The organism is Streptomyces sp. NPDC048192, from assembly GCF_043202415.1.
Lineage (GTDB): Bacteria > Actinomycetota > Actinomycetes > Streptomycetales > Streptomycetaceae > Streptomyces.
This window is the reverse complement of the sequence record NZ_JBIDAL010000028.1, coordinates 17,668-37,092: the sequence shown is the minus strand read 5'-3', so window position 1 is coordinate 37,092 and position 19,425 is coordinate 17,668. Positions and strand designations below refer to the sequence as shown.

Annotated in this window: 15 protein-coding genes; 5 read left to right on the top strand and 10 right to left on the bottom strand. The window is 67.9% G+C overall.

The window, feature by feature from the left end; all coding sequences use genetic code 11:
- Positions 1-12 precede the first annotated feature (12 nt).
- Entirely contained in the window at positions 13-3,402 is a 3,390-nt protein-coding gene (locus ACGFZN_RS38075) for an ATP-binding protein (RefSeq protein WP_393863062.1), read from the bottom strand.
- 736 nt (positions 3,403-4,138) lie between these two features.
- Here ACGFZN_RS38075 and ACGFZN_RS38070 point away from each other — a divergent pair.
- The 3 genes from ACGFZN_RS38070 to ACGFZN_RS38060 all read left to right on the top strand — a co-directional run bounded on the left by ACGFZN_RS38070 (position 4,139) and on the right by ACGFZN_RS38060 (position 6,447).
- Positions 4,139-4,672 carry a hypothetical protein gene (locus tag ACGFZN_RS38070; protein WP_393863061.1) on the top strand — a complete coding sequence of 178 codons (534 nt, stop codon included), beginning with the start codon at positions 4,139-4,141 and terminating at the stop codon, positions 4,670-4,672.
- 359 nt (positions 4,673-5,031) lie between these two features.
- Positions 5,032-5,442, top strand: coding sequence for a hypothetical protein (locus tag ACGFZN_RS38065; protein WP_393863060.1), 411 nt, complete (start codon positions 5,032-5,034; stop codon positions 5,440-5,442).
- Positions 5,443-5,742: 300 nt separating this feature from the next.
- Positions 5,743-6,447, top strand: coding sequence for a hypothetical protein (locus ACGFZN_RS38060; protein WP_393863059.1), 705 nt, complete (start codon positions 5,743-5,745; stop codon positions 6,445-6,447).
- Between the two features lie 965 nt (positions 6,448-7,412).
- On the opposite strand, the gene ACGFZN_RS38055 is transcribed toward ACGFZN_RS38060, so the two are convergent.
- Positions 7,413-7,991 (bottom strand): hypothetical protein, encoded by a 579-nt coding sequence (locus ACGFZN_RS38055; RefSeq protein ID WP_393863058.1) that lies wholly within the window; start codon positions 7,989-7,991, stop codon positions 7,413-7,415.
- 85 nt (positions 7,992-8,076) lie between these two features.
- On the bottom strand, positions 8,077-9,105 hold the full coding sequence (locus ACGFZN_RS38050; RefSeq protein ID WP_393863057.1) for a NucA/NucB deoxyribonuclease domain-containing protein: 1,029 nt from the start codon (positions 9,103-9,105) through the stop codon (positions 8,077-8,079).
- Positions 9,106-9,789: 684 nt separating this feature from the next.
- Between ACGFZN_RS38050 and ACGFZN_RS38045 the strand changes: the two genes are divergently transcribed.
- On the top strand, positions 9,790-10,032 hold the full coding sequence (locus tag ACGFZN_RS38045; protein ID WP_393863056.1) for a DUF3761 domain-containing protein: 243 nt from the start codon (positions 9,790-9,792) through the stop codon (positions 10,030-10,032).
- Between the two features lie 99 nt (positions 10,033-10,131).
- On the opposite strand, the gene ACGFZN_RS38040 is transcribed toward ACGFZN_RS38045, so the two are convergent.
- Complete coding sequence (locus ACGFZN_RS38040) at positions 10,132-10,665, bottom strand: lamin tail domain-containing protein (RefSeq protein WP_393863055.1); 534 nt, start codon at positions 10,663-10,665, stop codon at positions 10,132-10,134.
- Between the two features lie 447 nt (positions 10,666-11,112).
- Between ACGFZN_RS38040 and ACGFZN_RS38035 the strand changes: the two genes are divergently transcribed.
- Complete coding sequence (locus ACGFZN_RS38035; protein ID WP_393863096.1) at positions 11,113-11,745, top strand: hypothetical protein; 633 nt, start codon at positions 11,113-11,115, stop codon at positions 11,743-11,745.
- Positions 11,746-11,752: 7 nt separating this feature from the next.
- Here the strand turns inward: ACGFZN_RS38035 and ACGFZN_RS38030 are convergent, their stop codons facing one another.
- The 6 genes from ACGFZN_RS38030 to ACGFZN_RS38005 all read right to left on the bottom strand — a co-directional run bounded on the left by ACGFZN_RS38030 (position 11,753) and on the right by ACGFZN_RS38005 (position 19,062).
- A complete protein-coding gene (locus ACGFZN_RS38030; protein ID WP_393863054.1) occupies positions 11,753-13,264 on the bottom strand; it encodes a phytoene desaturase family protein in 1,512 nt (503 codons plus the stop codon).
- The gene (locus tag ACGFZN_RS38025) at positions 13,261-15,249 is read right to left on the bottom strand and encodes a protease pro-enzyme activation domain-containing protein (RefSeq protein ID WP_393863053.1); all 1,989 of its coding nucleotides are present in this window, start codon (positions 15,247-15,249) and stop codon (positions 13,261-13,263) included. The genes ACGFZN_RS38030 and ACGFZN_RS38025 overlap by 4 nt, the downstream gene beginning before the upstream one ends.
- 118 nt (positions 15,250-15,367) lie before the next feature.
- Positions 15,368-16,570, bottom strand: a complete 1,203-nt coding sequence (locus tag ACGFZN_RS38020) for a M23 family metallopeptidase (protein WP_393863052.1) — start codon at positions 16,568-16,570, stop codon at positions 15,368-15,370.
- Complete coding sequence (locus ACGFZN_RS38015) at positions 16,563-17,612, bottom strand: hypothetical protein (protein ID WP_393863051.1); 1,050 nt, start codon at positions 17,610-17,612, stop codon at positions 16,563-16,565. Before ACGFZN_RS38015 ends, ACGFZN_RS38020 begins: the two co-directional genes overlap by 8 nt.
- Positions 17,609-18,316 carry a DUF5819 family protein gene (locus tag ACGFZN_RS38010; protein WP_393863050.1) on the bottom strand — a complete coding sequence of 236 codons (708 nt, stop codon included), beginning with the start codon at positions 18,314-18,316 and terminating at the stop codon, positions 17,609-17,611. The genes ACGFZN_RS38015 and ACGFZN_RS38010 overlap by 4 nt, the downstream gene beginning before the upstream one ends.
- 371 nt (positions 18,317-18,687) lie before the next feature.
- Positions 18,688-19,062: a hypothetical protein gene (locus tag ACGFZN_RS38005; RefSeq protein WP_393863049.1), complete on the bottom strand. Its 375-nt coding sequence runs from the start codon at positions 19,060-19,062 to the stop codon at positions 18,688-18,690.
- Between the last annotated feature and the right edge of the window lie 363 nt (positions 19,063-19,425).

Below are 19,425 nucleotides of genomic sequence, written 5' to 3'. Positions count from 1 at the left end.
GCCCAGGCCTGTTCATGGTCCAGCAGGGCTCGTTGGCTCGGCACAGTCCAGTCCGCACGGGGGTGGACACCAGACGCTGGGCGGATTGACGTACAGCGACAGCGTATGAGTCGGGCGCTGCCACGCATGTGGAGGCCGTAGCGCTGTTTCCCGGGCAGGGACGCGCTGCCGCGCGCGGATTTGCACCGAGCCTCGATGGCGTGGCCGAACCCGGGGAGCGCATAACGAGCGGGCTGCCGAGCCTGCCAAAGGAGGCGCGTCGCTTGGCAAAGCGTCGGGAGCCTGCGGGCGCTGACCAGGTAGATCCACCGGCTGGTCAGCGGGGACCGGATCACTCCCGGCCTGCCCGCTGAGGCCATCGTCGGGGCCGTCCTGGGGCCCGGGAGCGGACTCATCCACGGGGAACTCGATAGTCAGCTCCCGGTAAGGATCACCGTCCACCATGACCACTGCGTCGATGCGAGCCGTGCCAGTCTTTTTCGGAGTGATGACCACGAAGCGTTCGTCAGATGTGCCGTGCGGCGGGATCAGCAGCGAGAACTCAATGTTCCACTGTGGCTCGTCCCCTCCGATCGTGATCCCTTCTCTGGCGTGCGGATATGCGCTTTCGGGAAGGGTCAGCTCACAGGTCGATGACGACACGATCCACCGCGTATCCAGCCTAGCGTCCGGGATCTCTTCATGGGGGATGATGCGTTCGCCCTCCGCCAGATTGTCCGGATGGTCGGGGCCGACCTGGAAACAGCCAGTCCGGCTCTCCCCTACGCGCAAGGGTGCGTCATCGGCTGCGCCATCTGTGAACCAGAAGTTGATGTGCTGATCATCCACAGCGTCCAGTTCATGTGCCGCCAAAACACCTGGAGCAAGGTCTTCGCTCTCTGACTCGTCCTCACTGTCCGGCCAGTCATCGTCGTCTGAGCAGCCGGGCCCCGGAGGCGTGTGCGACCCACCACCCGAGCCGCGTCCGCCACCGTCGTGCTGTGTCTCCGGCCCGGACGACTGCGGATCAGGCGCTGGTAGGCCGCTGCCCGATCCTACGCCTGGCGTAGCAGGATTTTGCTGTCCGTGCTGCGCCTGCATATGCATGATGAGCTCTTCGAGCTGGGCAAGGACATTTCCGGGTGCCGCAACAGTGGCAGAACTGGAGGGCTCCCAGCCTGCCTTTAACTGCTCCGGCAGAGACGGCGGACGCGCCGCGCCTTCTGCTATGGCCTTGTTCAAGCCGGGCTGATCGCCTGCTCTGGCGAACAACTCGGCAGCCTCATCAAGGGCACCGCGAGCGTTGTTGAAGCGGCGACGCAGACGCAACGCCAGGTACAGGCCGTAGAATGCCCGCGCTGCGCCAAGGACCCACTCGGCGTCAAGACTCATCCGCGCGGCTCGTTGGAGAGCTTCCTCTGCGTCGTCCAGGTCATTCTCAGCGATGCTTAGCAGGCCGGACAGATGCGCGAACACGGCTTCCGCACGTACATCCCCGCGGCTGACTGCCCTGCGCTCGCCGGTCTCCACGAGCACGTGCGCTGCCTGGACGCCCTCATCACCGCGCTGCAAGAGGTGGGAGATCACCACGGCGGTCAGGTCGACTACCGCCTCGGGATGGTCCGCACTGTACTGCGTGCATGCAGCCAGGTTGTCCAATTCCTGTGCGAGCCATTGCGCTGCCTGAGAAGCGTTCCGAAGAACAGGAGCGTGCTCCGGCAGTGAGGCAACTACCGCATCGGCGGACTGCTGCTGCGTCTCCAACAGGTAGGCCGCCGTCGCTGTACGCCAGTAGTAGTTGAAGAGCCGACCCCGCACCTCCTCCTCGCGTCCCGCGCCGTCAGGCCCGTCCGTGTCGGCGAACTCCTCGAGCGGGGCAGCGTGGCAGTACGACGAGACCAGCACGTGCATGCTGAAGCGCCCGGGGGAGACTTCGCTCAGCAGGCTGTGCCGGTACAGGGAATCAAGGCGCCGATCGGCATCCTCGACAGTGGTGTCAGCCAGCACGGCCGCCGCATGCTTCTCCAGCGCCGGCCCCGGATGCAAGACAAGACGCCTCAAAAATCGCCGCTCGGGATCATCCAGACTCCGCACAGAGCGGTTGAGTGCTTCAGAGATGGATGCGTGGCCGCCGGCCAGGCGGACCAGCCGCTGAGAAGAGTCTGAAAGCTCTCGGATGAGATGGCGAACCTGCCAGGTCGGATGGGCAAGCAGGCTGCTCGCAGCAACCACCACAGCGAGCGGGAGGTTCCCGCACAGGCGGGCCACCTTGGAGGCGCTGTCGTCGTCGCTGAATGATCCGCGGTGGCGCAATAGGCGGTCGAAGAGCTCTGCTGACGACTCAGGAGCGAGCTCGGTCACCGCGATGGACTTAGTCACCTCGGCCGATTCCAGCCGAACGCGGCTCGTCACCACCGTCGGGCATCCGGGATATCCCGGCAGTAGAGGTTCAACCTGGCTCAAGTCCGCAGCATCATCCAAGATGATCATCATGCGTTTGGAGGAGAGCCAGCTTCGCCACAGTCCGGCGCGACCGTGAACGCTCTTCGGCTGAACGCGGACCGGAAAGCCGGCTGCGGTTAGCAACGACCCAAGGATCTGATACGGAGAAGCTGGTTCATCTGCCGGATCATGGGCACGCAGATTGATGAACAGCTGCCCATCGGGGAACGACTCTGATAAACGGTGAGCGACATGAACGGCCAAGGCCGTCTTGCCCACTCCAGGCATCCCGTGGACAAGGCACACTGATGGCTCATCATCTGTGGCTGCCGCCTCGAGCAACTGGCGCACTTCTTCATCGCGCCCGATGAACACCGGAACGTCGCGAGGCAGCATCCGCGCCGGTCCCAACCGGTCGAACACCGTGTGCGTCGGCAGATACGCAGCTGACGCACCCGATGGATCCTCAGCGACCGGCGCCTGCGGCCTCAGCACCATGGGCATGTGGATCTGCCGGCCACTGATGTTCCCAGGGGCGTTCCGAGCCGCCGCGACGGATAGCGCGTGAGGCAGCGCGGTGCTTTGCGACGAAGCCAGCAGATCATTCAGGAGGTGCAGTACGTTTTGATCAATGGAAGAGGCTTCACGGGCGAGGTCCTGTAAGCGACGCTGGAACGTGACCGTCAACTCATACTCAATCTGGGACTGAGCATCACCGCGCGCAGAGAGGATGAGATCTCGAGCTTCCTCGAACTCGACTGACACATCATCAGCTTCTTGAGGGCGGGCCCTGCGAAACAGCTCGACCATCCGATCGCGGACCTGCTGCCACGCATCGGTTGAAAGAGCTTCCACGATCGATGCCGAGGTGGCGGCAAGAACCACTGGATCCATCACGCCCCCGCCCCATAGACCATCGCTATCCACTGTACGAGCAGAGACGGCCGCTAGGGTGCGTTTTGCCAGGTCGCTCAGAAGCACGACGAGGTCCCCCGTTCACACTTGCTTGTGGCAGCAGCGCACTCATGTGAGCTCGCAACTACCAGTGGTGCCTGATTTATCTAACGTTGTTGCGGAGAGTGAGTCACTTCCTCAGCAAGCCGCGAAGCGGCCTCGGCCAACGAGGCTGGACAACGCCAGCTACCACCTCGGCGCCGTCGAACATCTGATTGACAGCTATCCACCACCAACTGGTGTCGGCCCCCCTCACCACCCGACGGTGATCACACCCTCAGCCAGGCAAGGCCCCATCCGTGCATCCCCACAGCTGTAGGCCACTCGGAATCGCGCGCCACATCGGCTCTGCCGAAGGTTGCCGCGAAACGACCGAACCACAGACCATGCAGGTACCGTTCATTGAAGATCGATGCTGTGCCCCAACGGGACGAGCCGGCAACCCCGTCAGCTCATCTACGCGAACAAGGAAGTTGTCGAGCAGCACCAAACGCTATGGGCTAACCGACACCAAGCGCGGGCGCGTTACCGAATCGCGACATCATGTAACTCCCGCACGTCAAACCGTCTGACCGACGATGCCCGCAAGGCGGACAGCAGCAACCATCGCACCGTGTGGTTGCTGCACGCCGGCTGGGCCTTTACGTCGACCAGCAGTCTGCTGGTGAGGCCGAACAAGGCCTGGTGGGTGACGGGCTTGGCCGCAGGCGCGGAGTTGTAGGGACGCTGGCGGACCTGCGGCCTTGTGCGACATCGTGGCAGCGTGACCGACAACGTTCTTCGCCCTGCGCCGCACAGCGCTGACGTACCCGAGCTGTTGAGCCTCTTGGACTCCTACCGGTTGGCGCGGCAAAGCCTCCTGGGCGCTCTGGGACTTGGCCGGTCGAATCGGGACCCCCTAGCCGAGTTCGCCGAACACCTGGTGGCAGCCCTGTGGGGAGGAGGCCAGCTCGCCGAGTCCCGCGTGCAGGCGAACTACGACGTGGTATCGGCCGATGGCGAGTACATACAGGTCAAGTACCTGGCCAACCCTCTCTCTGACTGGCCGAACGAACACACTGTGCGGAGCATCCCCGGCGTCGACTGGTACACGCTCGTCGTCTATGAATCGTTCTCCGTGACGGGCGTCCTGGCCTTCCCTCCCGACCTGACGGAGATCTGTTCGGACCTGGGCAAGCGCCACCCCGGCCAGCCGACCTCTCTGCAGTTCACCCGCCGGAACTGGTGGTCGATCCGGGATAACGCAGACGCCTATCGACAGCTCGGCATGCGCATCTGGCTTCCTCCCTTCCTGTAGGCGAGCGCGCACTGGGCGCTGACGAGCCGACGCTAAGAGCCCGTCGCCGGTTCCAGCCGAATCCGGAAATAGATCGCCTGCGCCGCGCAGGCTGGCGTTGCCGCCGCAACGACCGTGCCGGTCTTCCCAAGGTCGACCGCGTCGCCTTCCGGTGTGGGCCGTAGAAGGCGGCGTTCCCCGGGTAGCCGGCTGAGCCGAGGCGCAATGAGCCCTGCGACAATGGCCTTTTACTCGACTCGCCGCTGTCATGAGGATCTTCGTGGGATAGAACAGAGGTCTGATCGCTCACCTTTCCGGGCGAGCGAGCGCGGAGGGATTCTGTGGGGCTGCGACCGGACTTGCAACTGATCGTGGACGGGATGATCAAGGCGTCCATGGGCATGGTGGACACGGTCATGGTCGGCATCCGGGACACCGCCATCGCCCTCTTTCACGAGCTGGACCGGCAGCACGGCATGGCCGGGGATGACGACGCTGGGCGCGCGTTCGCGAAGGTGTACAAGTCTGCGGCGGCCACAACGCTCGACAAGATCGGCTTCAGCGCTTATGTCATGGGCGAGACCGGCAAGGGGCTGATGCGTACCTGCCGTGAGTTCATGGCGCGGGAGAGCAGTGTCGCCGCCGCGATTCTCGGCCAGCAGGTGGATCTGACCGAGGGCATGGGTGATCCCGGCGCGGACTGCTCGGAGAGCTTCCTCGGCCTGGGCAGGAGCTTCCGGAGGTTGTCGGTGACACCGCGTGGTACGACCAATACACGCCCGCCGGGATGAGTGACCGTTTCCGTGGCTCGCCGGAGAAGCTGCGGGACGTGGCAGGTACGTGGCGACGGGGGGCGAAGCTGATGACGCGCTTTCTGGAGGATGCACAGGCTTGCGCTCACACCGCTGACAAGGCCCACTCCGGCCAGGCCGCTGATGCGTTCCGCAGCTATTTCAAGGGGTTCGTCGGCTTCGCTGCCCCGCCCGAGCAGGCTCACCCCGAACGAGCCGCTGGTCGCAAATCTGGTAGCTGCCTGCACTCAGCTCGCCAAGGCGTGCGACCCGTACGCCGACCACGTCGAGTCGGCCAAGGTGAAGATCATCGATGACCGGGAGAACATCTTCCATGTGGAGATGCCCTGGGACTCGCCCATGTTCGGCGGCAACGGTGACGACGGCGGTCTCCTCGATGCCGTGCTGGGTGATCCTTGGATCCACCGACTGGGCGATGTGGCTCACGCCTTGGACACCTCCGAGAAGCGCGTCAAGCTGCCTCACGGTTCCGATGATCCGCCCGGCCTGCCTGGCCTGCCGTTTCTCCCGGTCCCCGAGCCGGTACCCGTGCCCTTGGCGCTCGCGTCGTACAAGGGCGGCCTGCCCGGCGTCATACCCGCCGCCTACCGGGACCCCGACTCCAACGTTCCGTACAAGGCTCCGCTGCCGCCGGTGCCGGGCACCACCCAGTTGCTGAGCTCCGCCGACCGGAAGGCGTTCGTGACGTGGGTGAGCACGCTGCGACCCATGGGATTCGGCGGGAAGGGAACAGACCCGACCGACCCCGCCAACGCCTACCAGCTGCGCACCGCCGGCTATCCCGAGCGGCTCATCAGTTGTCGTAGTACCACGCCAGCTCGCGTACCGGGTCTCGCCCATCCTGCGGAAGCCCGGCCAGCCCAGCGGACAGATCACAAGCAGGCAGTTCTTCGTGGACGAACTGCCGTGCCCGCGCCATTCGCATGCTGCGATGTTCCCGAAAGAGGTCCACCAGAACCGGCAGCGTGTTGGCATGCTCCGTAAGCCGCAACTGTCGCAACGACACCGCGCCTGAAACCATCAACGCCACCACCGACACCACCAACGCCGCAATCTCCACGACGCCCCCCGACATCGACAGTAGCCCACTCAGCCCCTGCTCTCTTCCCTCAGGCCCCAACCCCCACACTCACTGATGCAGTGCAGCCGCGGCACTGCCCCTCGCGTACCGAGGTCGACGGGGGCCAGTCGGAACAACCCGCCAAAGACCCTCTTCGTGCCTCAGTGCGAGGCACGCACAGCCGGACCGTGCGGCCTGTCCGTCCGACGGCGCGCGCGGCCCGGCCGTCGCGCGCGAGAAGCACCCACGGCGGCCCGATCCCCTCACCCCCCGTCCGGGCTTGTCCCACCCACCCACTTCTCTCTTCTTCCTGCCCTGGGGCGCGGGGCTCCGGGGCGTAGAGGGGATGTCGGCGTCTCGACCACGGCAGGGCCAGCGTGGTGACCTGCGGGTGTGGGGACAGGCGCGGCAAAAGGTGCGGAGGATCGTCGGCCGGGTTGTCGGCGAGGATGTGGATTTGGACCACCCGTCCACCGTGTGCCGGCTCGAGGCCGGGCGGCCGGATTGGCACACGAGGCGGTCGTCCGCGCCGCGCTCCAGAGTCACCACGTCCGTGAGATGGCCCATGTCCCGCAGCCACGCGGTCATTCGCACCAGACGCCTACGGCCTGCCCCGCGGGAGAAACCATGACCGAGCACCTGGGCAGCCCCAACGGCCTGAGCGACACGACGCTCGGCGTGCTTTCCCCGCCGAGCGCACGGCCACCCCAGCAGGAGCAATAACGCGCCCCAGCCGTACCCTCAAAAGCCACTGCCGGCACACGTGGTACCTGTGCGAGGCCGGAACACCCAGAGGCGGCCGGGCTCTTCGCCGCGTCGACTCCACGTGCTTGCGCCAGCCCGTCAGCGGATGCCAGACGACCGCCACGAGTTTCGCTGGGCGGGAGTGTCAGCCCTGCGGCGGATATTCGGTGGTGTAGTCCTCCACAGTCCCGGCCAGGCCGGCGGTGTACTCCGCGCGTGCCTGGCGGTCCTCGTCGGTGAGGGCGGGATGGATTGGATCGGTTGGCGGTGCGGGCCACAGTTGGATCAGGTGTCGTTCGCCGTGGTCGCCGATGCCGGCTTCGGGGTCATCTGCGTGGCAGTACAGGCGCATCCGCGCCCAGGGCTCCTGCTCGGGCGAGGTGGGAAGCGACAGGGGCGGTTCCTCCTCCGGCCAGGCGTCCGTGATGTCGCCGGGATCGAGGGTGGCGAGGTGTACTCGACCGCTCTCGGCCTGCACGCTGAGCTCCTCCGCCGGCTCCCACGCGTCGTCCGCTTCTGAAGCGGGCTCGCTGTCGTGGATCTGGACGGTGAGGTGCAAGGGCCCGGTGTCGGTGGTGGTCAGGACGACGGCGCTGGAAGGGCCGGCGGGTCCGCAGCGCCAGCCGTAGGGCATCTCGTCGGGGTAGTCGTCGTGCTCGGTGAAGCCGATGAGGTATCCGCTTTCGCCGAGGTCGACGGTGAAGTGTGCTTCGTGCACCAGCATGAGCGCTCCCGTTCGCACTGCGAGGGTGCTCCCCCGGCAGGCGTGGGAGGAGCACCCTCGGTCTAGCACAGGGTGGTGCGGTGGTTCAGACGATCACGTAGAAGGGGTCGTGGTCCATGACGTGGAAGGCGCGGCGCCAGTTGGTGATGGTGGCGCCCTGGCTGTCGTTCTCGGCCTTCTTCACCCAGGTGATGGTGCGCTGGTTGGCGGGCAGGTGGGTGCCGCCTTCGTAGGTGGAGGCGAAGGGGTACTCGTCGCAGGAGGTGCGGCCCGCGCGCTTCATGTCGGCCGGAGGGGTCTTCGGGCAGACCGCGGCCCTGTTTTTGGCCTTCTGCTTGTCGTTGATCATCCAGTGCAGCGGCTTGCCGCCGTTGGGGTCGCCGTAGTGGCCGCCGTGTGCGCGGAGGTTGCGGATGCCTTCGTCGATGCGCGGCTGGTTGATCATGCTTACGCCGGTCGGGGCGTCGGGGAGGGTGCAGCCGCTGGTGCCGTAGTAGTTGTCGCACCGGTAGACCGCGGAGTCGTAGGAGACGGTTCCGGGTGTGTAGCCGGGCTTGGTGAACGTGTAGGTGTAGTGCGTCTTGGCCTTGGGGTTGATCTTCTTCTTCGGGATCGTCCCGGTGGTGTAGGTGACGCTGCCGCTGGAGGCGCTGTCGAGGACGTGGCCCTGGGAGTAGTGGACCGTGGCCTTCGTCCCGCCACCGGAGGAGGCGGCGATGTCGACGTGGACACCCTTGCCCGCGCGCGTGGTCTTCGCCTTGGACAGGGAGAACTTCTCCGACCAGTTGGCGGACTTCGCGTTCAGGGTCATCTGGTGCTTGACGTCGAAGTCCACGGTTCCCTCGAGCTCGGGCTTACCGTTGACGACCTTGATGACGTCGACGTGGATGGTGACCCACTCGCACTCACTGAACCGGTTGATTGTGATCTTGTTGATGGTGCAGGTGGCGTTCGAGGATGGACTTGCTGCCAGGTTGCTCGGCTGGAACCGGGCCGGGCCGATGGTGACCCGCAGCTGACCGGGAGCGGACTGGTCGGCCAGAGCCGACGGAGCGGCCGTTCCCAGCAGCCCCAGCGTCACAGCCCCCGTGGCGAGCAGCACTCGCAATTTCAACGTGTACCCCCTGTGTTGAACGCAGCCGACAGGGGCTAGCGGTCAACTCTGCGTTACCCCCGTCGCGTTGGCGGCATACAAGCACGCCTGGCACACGGGATGCATCCCTTTTTGATCAGTTTCAGCCATAGATGAGCCATAAACGAAAAGCGGACGATGCTGTACCCGGCAACATTCATGACCACCCCACCGCACACCGCCGCGGCCGACCTGAAGACACTGCTCGACCGCCCCGCCCCTCACGGCGGCCCATGCATGTGCTGCAGCAGCTTCAACAGGCCAGGCCGCCGAACCGGGCCGTGACCGCCGTTGGCCTCTCGCACGAAGACCAGCAACAGCGCGACAACCAACACCAAGTGCAAGGCAGTCCACCACCCACCGGGCCAGCCTCTCGCGCGCCCGCCCTCTTCATTGGGACGGCGCCACAGTCGCCGAGATCCCTCAAACGGTCGCCGCGAGACGCCGGAACCCGTTTCCTCTCACGCAGGGCATGGAGATCGGCGGCACCGCGCTCTGCGAGGGGGAGCCGCCGCGGAGGGTCCCATCAGCGCCCACGGGCACTGCAGCCACACGCAGCCAAGACTCCGAAACAGCATGCAAGCGGTTGAAATCCCTATAGAGTTCCCCTGCACTTGCTCGAACTCGAGGGGGGTTCCTTTGCGCACTCGTCTTGCCGTCTCAGTGGTGGCTGTCGCCGTGGCCGGTGTCTTCTTCACCGCACCAGCCGCATCCGCGGCGACACTGCCGTCCACCAACACCGCCCACCACTGCATCCACCACACCACCGGCGTGTGCGGCTGGACGCACCACCAAAAGCCCAAGGACAAGTACGAGACCGCGAAGTGCAAGGACGCCTCCGTGTCGTACTCGCGGCACTCCCAGGGCACCTGCTCCCACCACCACGGCGTGCGCTACTGGTTCAAGTAGCCACACGAAAGCGCGCAGGGCCTCCCTCCTGTCCGGAAGGGAGGCCCTGCATGCTTTCGGCGTCGGCTCCGCGAGCGGCGTCAGGACCCGCTCGGCAGATCAGTGACGGTGCCCACCCCAGTGGTCGCGGTCGTCGCCGCGGTGGTCACGGTCGTCGCCGCGGTGGTCGCGGACGTAGCCCCAGGAGACGGCGTCGATGAACCGGCCGTGGTCGTTGCGCAGCGTCGCGGTGTCACCGCGGTCGTCCCACACCTCGCGCCGCCGGTCCTGGTAGACGTCGGTGCGGGTGTCACGGCCGTAGCCGGTGTGGACCCGGACCGTGCCACGTCCCTCCAGCCACACGTGGTGGAAGGTGTAGGTGCGGCCCTCGTCGTCCGACAGGGTCCAGCCGTCCAGATTCACCCCCTGACGGGTGGCGTTGGTGACGTCCACCCACTCACTGTTCAGTGCCCAGTTCGACCGGTTATCGCGGCCGGGGACGTCGTAGTGCACTTCGCTGATGTAGACCGCGGTATGCCGGGGGTAGCCGGAGTGGTGGTCAGCGGCCGAGGCCGGCAGCGCAACCGCTCCCACAGCAGCGCCTGCGACAGCGGCGGCAGCGGTGAGGCGACGGACGGAAGAAGAAACGGACACAGAGGTCCTCCTTCATGGTGCCCACACCCAGCCCGGCTGTGGCCGTAGCCGCAGGTCGGGCAGGATGCGTTGTGCTGGTGCGCGACCGGTCGGCCGCACACCCACACCCTGCACGCCACTCCCCCACACCACGGAGGAAATGCGAACTATGTTACTGATCCTGCAGATTTCTGGGACTTACACCTGTAGCGACCATTTAAGTCCCCGTAAGCCCTGTTGATGACCTCTCACCTCGGCCAGCCCCGGAAACACGGGCCTGAGGCAACCACCCGTCCGCTCCCGCCACCCCACCGTCCCGGAGGCGTTCACCCGAAAGTGAGTAACAAGCACACCCCCACGCTGTGGCGGTTCTCGGTGTGTAGAGCACCGGCTTCGACGGGGCACTCTCTGCTCGTTAGCTCCGTTTGGTGAGAGGTCGTCATGCGTACTGCCCGTGCCGTGTCCTGCCTGGTGTTTGCCTGCCTGCTGGTGGCAGGTTGCCGTCCGACGTCAGCCGGAAGCGATGCGAAGGCCTCCCCGAACCCGCCGGCGGCGGGCGGGTCGCACTCGGGTGGGTCCGCAGGCGGTCTGCCGGTCGGACCGGGTCCGCAGCAGGTGTACCGGGTCCAGCACCAGCCCCCGGTGGGCAGCTGCCACTACCGGAGCGAGGGCGGGGAACCGCTGCCGGACCCCACGTGCACACCCGGCGCGATCTCTCCCACGGTCACACAAGCCGACCTCAAGCAGACGATCTGCCGAAAAGGCGGCTACACTAAGAAGATCCGGCCGCCGGCCGCCATCACCGACCGGGAGAAGCAGCTGAACGCCGCCTCGTACGGGTACACCGGCAGGCTCGGCGATGCCGAGTACGACCACCTCGTCAGCCTCGAGCTGGGCGGCGATCCGAACGATCCCCGCAACCTGTGGGTGGAAGAGCCCGACCCGGGCCACCGCGCCCACGGCGGGGTGAACAACAAGAAGGACCCCGTCGAAGCGCAGCTGCACACCGCGGTCTGCGCGGGCAGGATCACACTGGCCGCGGCCCAGAAAGCGATCGCCACCGACTGGACCACCGCCCTGCAAAAACTCGGGGTGAGCTGACAGCGCCTCACCGCACCCGGCCCGTCTGTCGGCCGCCTCGCTCCTTTTGTCTCTGCGCCTGGGTTCGGCTGCCGGCGTGCCGGCGTCCCGGCGCGGCCACGGTCAGGCCGAGTTCTCGCAGTGCCGATCTCGCAGCGTTGTGGCCGCACATGCCGTGCACGCCCGCGCCCGGTGGCGTCGCCGCCGAGCACAGGTAGACGCCGGGGATGCCCGTTGCATACGGATCGAGGGCAGGGCGTGGGCGGAATGCGAGCGAGGCGAGGGAGTTGGCGCCGGTGAGGATGTCTCCGCCGACGTAGCTGGGGTTGTACGCCTCCAGCTGGGCCGGGGAGCGGGTGGACAGGCCGACGACGCGGTCGCGCAGTCCGGGGGCGTACTGCTCGATCCGGTCCAGGACGGCGGCCGTCGCGTCGCCGTCGTAGCCGTGTGGGACGTGCGCATATGCCCAGACTGGGTGGATGTCGCCGGCCGAACGCCCGGGGTCAGCGAGGTACTGCTGGGCCACCAGAACGAAGGGGCGCTGGGGCATCCGTCCGCGGGACGCCGCCTGTTCGGCCTCCGCGATCTCCTCCGCGGTTCCGCCGAGGTGGACGGTGCCCGCTTTGCGGCACGCCTCGGCACGCCATGGCACGCCTCCCTCCACCGCCAGGTCGACCTTGTACGCGGCGGGCCCGTGCCGGTAGTCGGTGTAGGCGCGTCGGACGCGGGCGGGAAGACGGGGACCGCACACCCGCGCTGCCGCGTGGGGAGCCAGGTCGAGCAGGATCGTGCGGGCGGGGGGAAGGTCTGGCAGGGAACGAACGGGGGTGCCTGTTTCAATGGTGCCGCCGAGTTCGACGAGACGGGCGGCGAGCGCATGGGTGATGGCCTGAGAGCCCCCACGGGCGACGGGCCAGCCGTGCCGGTGCGCGGCGGCGGTGAGCATGAGTCCGATGGCGGAGCTGCCTGGGGCGGCGAGCGGCTGCAGCGCGTGGGCGGCGATCCCTGCGAACAGGGCACGGGCCGCTTGGTCACGCCATCGGCGCAGGGTCCACTGCGTAGGTTGGGCTGCCAGAAGCCCGAACCTGCCCGTCAGGACGGGGTGACGGGGCAGCCGCGCCAGGGGGCGCATGAGGTCTTCGCTCAGGGCGTCGTAGTGGGCGGTCAGGGGTGCGAAGAGACGACGCCAGGCCGGGCCGTCGACGCCGAGACCCCGCACGGTCGCGGCCAGATCACGCTGGAGCACGGCCGCGTGGCCGCCGTCGAGGGGGTGGGCGAGGGCGGTCTCGGCGTGCTCCCAGCGCAGTCCGTGGCGTTCGAGGCCGAGAGTGCGCAGGTAGGGCGATGCGACGGCCATGGGATGCACCGCGGCGCAGTGGTCGTGGAGCAGGCCGGGCACGGTGACCTCGCCGCTGCGTGTCCCGCCGCCGATGGTGGCGGCGGCTTCCAGGACGGTCACGGAAAGGCCCGCCTGGGCGAGCGTGACGGCGCCCGCGAGGCCGTTCGGTCCCGCTCCCACGACGATGGCGTCGGCGGTCACCGCAGGGCGCCTTTGGTGTGTTGGAACCAGCGCAGGTATCCGGGGGCGGGGGAGCCCAGGCCCGTGGCCTCGTCGTAGCCGCGGTGCGCAGGCAGGCCGAAGTCATGGCCGAGCGTGTAGAGGATGTAGCGCTGGGCGCCGGTGGAGGTGTCGGTGTCGGGGCCCTCGTCGCGGACCACGGTGAGGGGAGAGGCTCCGGCGTTCGCGGGCCGGTCGGTGACGTCGTGGAACACCTGGGTGCGGGAACCGGAGAGTGCGTACAGGAGCGGGTTGGCGAAGCCGATCCGGTGCCCGGAGGCTTGTTCCGCGTCGGCCTGCAGGGCGGCGAAGGCGGGGGTCGCCGCCGATGTGCCGCCGAATCCGATGAGGTGGAAGGTTCCGGCGTCGGTGAAGCCGACCAGTACGGGCAGTGCCCCGTCACCCTCCATCGCGACGTCGGGAGTTGTGCGGTGCCTGGTGTCGCCGGTGCCGCGGTCGCGCTGGTACCAGGGCTGTGGGAAGTCGCTCGCGCCTCCGCCGCCGCCGAAGGCGAAGATACCGGGGATGGGTCCCCAGGGTCCCTTGCCCTTGTCGGTGCGGATGGACAACTCGTCGCCCATGCTGGTCTCCCAGGCGTAGTCGTCGTGTCGGTCCAGGGCGAGGGTGGTGCCGCCGACTGAGGTGACCCATGGGGAGCCGCTGGGGAAGTCGGCCTGGGCGCGGGTGGTCTTCGGGTCGCAGTTGACGCCGGTCTGAGCTGCCTGGGGCGAGGAGTCGCCGCAGTCACCCGCCGCGAAGTAGACCCCGATGCCTTCGGCGGCGGCCTGTTGGAAGAGCAGGTTCCACGCGGCGACCAGGGTAGGGGTGAGATGCCCCGGGTCGGAGTGGATGATCTCGGCCCAGGAGTTCGAGATGACGTCCGCCCGGCGGCTGTCGATGACATACGACTCGGCGTTCATCAGGTCGTTGTCGAGGCAGGAGTTCGCGCCGACGTAGAGGACGTTCGCGTCCGGGGCGAGGCCGTGGACAAGGTCGATGTCGAGAGCCTGTTCGCCGGCCCAGGTGCGAGGAGGCGCGCACGTGTCGCCGATGTGCCACTGGGAGGGGGTGACGTGCTCGCGGTACTGGCCCGGCCGGAAAGGACGGTCGCCGGTGGCGTGGGCGTAGCGGACCGTGTCGGCGGCCATGTCCGGAGATCCGTAGGCGTCGACGACGGCGACGGTGGTGCCGCGGCCGGTGGCGCTGCCCTTGTCGCCCGCGCCGTAGGCGTGGCGCAGCTGGGCGGGGGTGTAGGGGCAGGGCGCGTAGGTGGAGGTCCTGCCGTACGCCTCAGGCATGTTCGTGGCGGGCTTCTGCCCGAAGTGGCCGGAGCAGACGGCACCGTCGGCGGGTACGTCGAGGGCGGGGGCCGGGGTGGACAGCGGGCGGGCCGCGCCGGGGAGGGACAGACCGGTGACGCCGAGTACGGCGGAGCCGAGGGAGGCGGGCACGCTGAGGTCGGCCGAGGGGGCGTCGATGGTGTCGCGTCCGGTGCGGTAGCGATGCAGGCTCGTGCCGAAGGCCTGCCGGACGGCGCGGGCGGGGCCCGCGATCCCCAGATAGTGGGGGGTGCGGCCGGTGACGGTGAACCCGGACCTGGTCAGCCATGCCGTGACGGTCTGGATCTGACGGTTGGCCGGGCCGAAGCGGCGCTGGTACTGCGCGGGGGTGAGGAAGTGCCGGTAGTGCGGGCTGCGGGGGTCGGTGACATCGTGCAGGAACGCCGCCAGGCCTTGCGGGTCACGGGAGTTGAGGTAGAGCCGTGCGCTGACGCGCCGGTCGCCGGGCACTGGTCCCACGTCGGCGGCCGGCGTCGCGTAGGCGGGCCGGGATCCCATGAGCGGATGCCGGTCGGCGGCGTGGGCGGTGGGCAGGAACCCGGCGGTGCACAGCAGGGCGGCGCAGGAAGCCGCGACCAGCGAGCCGCGCAGGCTGCGCAGCGGGCGTATGGGGGCATGGAGGGGCACGGGTGAAGACCTTCTGGTGAGGGGGTGCCGAGGGCGCGCGGGACGTGACGAGGCGGCCCGGGCGTGTCGTCCGTGCGGGCCGCAGGGCTGCCTGTCGTGATGAAGGGCGTGGTGTGGTCTACGAGCGGACGGTCCGGCCGCGGCACAGCGGGCCCGAGACCCCCTCGAACTCCAGGTCGAGGCCGACGCCGTCGCGTTCGGCGTGGATGTGCAGGTGCGGCTCGGTGCTGTTGCCCGAGTTGCCGACCTCGCCGAGCACCTGCCCGGCGCGCACGGTGTCGCCCTTGGCCACGGTCACGGTGCCGGGGCGCAGGTGGGCGAGTTTGACGAGCTCGGCGCCGGTGTCAATCCACACGTGGTTGCCGTAGGCGGGCTGGTAGCGGATGGTGCCGGGTTCCTGGTCGTCGATGTGGTCGGCGGCGGCGGCGACCGTGCCGTCGCAGGGGGCGTGCACGGGTTGTCCGTACACGAGGTAGCTCTCGTTCATGCCTCGGGAGCGCCCCCGCGTGCCGCCGGGGCCGACCTGAACCACGTCCAGGGCGCCACGCTGCTCGGGGAAGGCGAAATGGTGGTTGAGGCCGCGCCCTCCGCCCTGCGCGATGTACCAACTGCCGCCCCGCAAAGGGAAGACGAGCGGCCGGGAGACGGCTGTTCCCCAGCGGTGGCGTCGTGCCCGCGCCAGCAGTACGCCGACGACGGCGACCAGGCAGGCCCCCACGACGAGCTCGCCGGCGCCGCCCGACGCGGGCAGCCCCGGCAGCCGCCAGGCGGAGGCGAGGGCGACGAGGGCCCCCGCCTCCAGCGGCCGGCGGGCCCACCACGGCATCAGGGCGGGGGCACGCCACCCCTCGATGACCAGGTACCCGACCGCGACGATGAGCAGGCGCCCGCACCAGGCGATCTGGGAGGGCGCCTCCCAGCAGGCGTCGATCCGCACGACGAACAGCGCCACCAGCACGGTCCACGGCAGAGCCCGACGCAGCCGGGCGAGGAGCGGGAGTGAGGGACGGTACGTGCCGGGGGCGATCAGGAGATGGTCGAGCGTCCGGCCGTCCGCGGTGGCAGCGAAGGCAAGAGCGCTTCCCCGGGTGCCGCCGATCACCAGTCCCTCGGGGCTGTCGTGCACGCCGGTGACCTCGCCGACGCGCGCGAGGGTGGTGTCCACGATCTCGTCGAGCTGCTCGCGTCCCACGGCGGCGACCACGCGCGGCGCGAGGCGCTCCCGGTCGGCGCGCCCGGCGGTGAGGAACCGGTACAGGGCATCCGCCGCCGCGCCTTGCGAGCCGGTGCCGCCAACCGGTTCCGTGGCTGTGTCACGCATCTGTCACCCCGTCCTGTCCGGCCGCGATCGCCACGGAACTCATACCGCGCGCGGGCATCGGCGACCAACCACGGAGCAGCAGGCGCTCCTTGAGGGTCCGCAGACGCCGGGCGAGCGACCGGTAGTCGTCGTCGCGCAGGCAGGTGCAGTCCGCGCCGATCATCAGCAGGCCGAAGCACACCAGGCCCATGCAGACCATGATGCCCACGTGCATGGCCTCCAGGGCCAGGGTGTTGGCCTTCCGGACCCATGGGCGGGCGGACAGGATCGCGAAGGGCAGCGCGAGTTCGACAGCGATTGTGAAGTAGCAGACGGCAGTGCCCACATAGGCGTTGCTCATCAGGTGCGTGTACGCCGACGACATCTGGAAGCCGGTGATCCGGCTGATGTAGTACATCGCCACGCCGTCCTGCCACATCTTCCCGGTGATCTTCCAGTAGCCGGCGGCGAAGTACAGCACCGCGGTCTGGAAGACGATCAGAAAGGCGGCCAGGTTGTGCAGCACGGTGGAGATCGCCGGCCGCTCCCGCTCCCTCAGCCGCGCGCGCCGCCGCTTGGCGCCGGGCGCGAAGTAGGCGTCGGAGACGGTGAAGACCATGAACAGGATGAGGATTTGGGCGAGGTTGTCGCCGCCTTCGAGCACGTCCTGGTTGCGGTTGTGCAGCGACCACATCATTACGGCCTGGGCCAGTGCGAGCCATCGGCCGCCGAAGATCATGAAGGCCAGGGCGACCACGATCACGGCGTGGAAGACGATCTCGAACCAGAGCGTCGAGTGGCTCCACAGAAAGAGCGAGAAGCCCCAGCGCGGCAGCGCGTCCTTCGCCGTGGAGAGGGAGTTGTAGGAGTCCGGCCCCCACAGGAAGCGGCGCCTGGAGTAGTCGGACAGGCAGTACAGGACCGTGGCGAAGCCGATGACGACACGGAGCGCCGCGATGCCGATGAGCCGGTGCCTGCGGGTCGCGAGACGCAGCAGCGCCGTGTCCAGCCGTGCCGTACCGGTTCGCCATGCCTTGGCCGTCAGAGCGGATACGCGGGTCACTGGGCCACCCCCGGTACGTAGGTCATCCACGACGTCGCCAGCAGCCCCTGCTCGTGCTCCTTCGGCTTGGGCACCGCGTACCGGGCCGAGAACGGGACGATGGGACGGTTCTTGAAGGTCGCCTGGACTGCGATGATCTGGGCGTCCGGGTAGAGCGCCTTCGCCTGGACGGAGAAGAACCGCCGCATTTCCTCGAAGTCCGATGCGAACTGGTGGTCGAGACGTGCCCGGGCGTCCTTGCGGTCGGCCGCGGGCAGTTTGTTGAACTTGGTAGCGATGCTCGCGTAGTGGTTGGCCGCGGCGTCGAACGCGAGCAGGACGCCGGGAAGTTTCGTGGGGTTCACGGGGAAGTCCTGCGGCGCTCTGTCGATGGCCTGCTCGATCTCGACGGGGCTCGACTCCAAGGTCCTGCCCGAGGGAAGCCTCATCCGGGCACGCAGGTAGATGAGGTCGTCGCTGCTGCCGGGCGTGGGCCCGAAGAGCTGCCAGTCCTGCCAGAAGTACGGCTCCATTACGGCCGTGGCGGGGCCCTTGACGCGGTCTTTCAACGGGGAGGCGGGGGCGTTGTACACCAGGCAGCACAGGCAGTACACCGCCACGGCCGCGAGGGCTGCCAGCGCACTGATCCGTACGGCCGGCGGGAGGGGTGCACCCGCCGCCGGGGGTGCGCCCTCCGATGCGCGCGAGCGCGCGGGAACTCTCATCGCTGTCCACATCCAGGTGGGTCGACGTCCAGGTCGGGTCGGTTCGGAAACGGTGGTGGATCCGCGCGAGACTGCGTGCCGGGGCGGGGCGCCCCGCCCCGGCACCGGGGGTCGATCGGCATCGGTGGGCACACGACACCACATGTCACTTCGCACCGCTGGTCCTGCGGTGGCTCACGTCACCGGCACCGACGGTCGGTCAATGCCGTATGCCACGCGGCTCCGCCTGCCGGGCGGTGCCGTGGCTCTTCCCCCTTGCGCCGGATGTCTGCCGGCGCCACAGGTCACGCGGCGCCGGTGGTCGGCCGACGCCAGTGGATCTCTCGGTGCCGCATGTCGTGCGGCGGTACGGAACTGCTCGACGCCGAGGGTCAGTGGGCGTCGTAGGCGGTGTCGCCCAGGATCACCCCGTGCGCCGCCGCGCCGCTGAGGGCGGGACCGCCGCTGGACGAGGACGACGACTCGCTGGAGGACGAGGACTCGCTCGACTTCAGCTTGGTCGTGACCTTCACCGCTGCCTCGGACGCCTTGACGACCGTCGCCGCGGCGACGCTCTGCGCGATCGCGTGCCAGAACTGCGGCTGCGCGCCCTTGCTGAGCACCTGGGCGGTGGCGACTGAGTGCTGGGCGGCGGCCTTGTGCTGCGGCAGGGAGGCAGCCGAGGCGCTGGACGTGGTGAGACCCGCGGTGCCGACTGCGGCGAGAGCCGCGATGACCGCACCGGCGACGGCACGCTTGCCGTTCATGGTGGTTCCCTTCGAGTGGTGAGAATTCAAGAGGATGCGCGAATCGATTCGCAAAAAAGTGCGCACTTTCTCCCAAGGCTCGGCATGGCACGCTTAATGCCTTGAGTAACCGGGGAGTGACTTCACTCTAACCATGACGTCACGGAACGCTCAACAGATTTCGCGCCCGCCAAACGGAGTTGCAGGCTCCAGGCTCAGTAAAAGCTCAAATCCAGGGGGGTTACTGATGGTTCTTACAGGTCATTGGCGTTCAGGCGCCACTTCGGATCGCGCAATCTTTACCCCTGTATGACATTTTCGAGAGGAAACTAAACTCGCGCTAACGCATCTCGAAATCGGCCGATATGAGAGGGGCTATCGCCC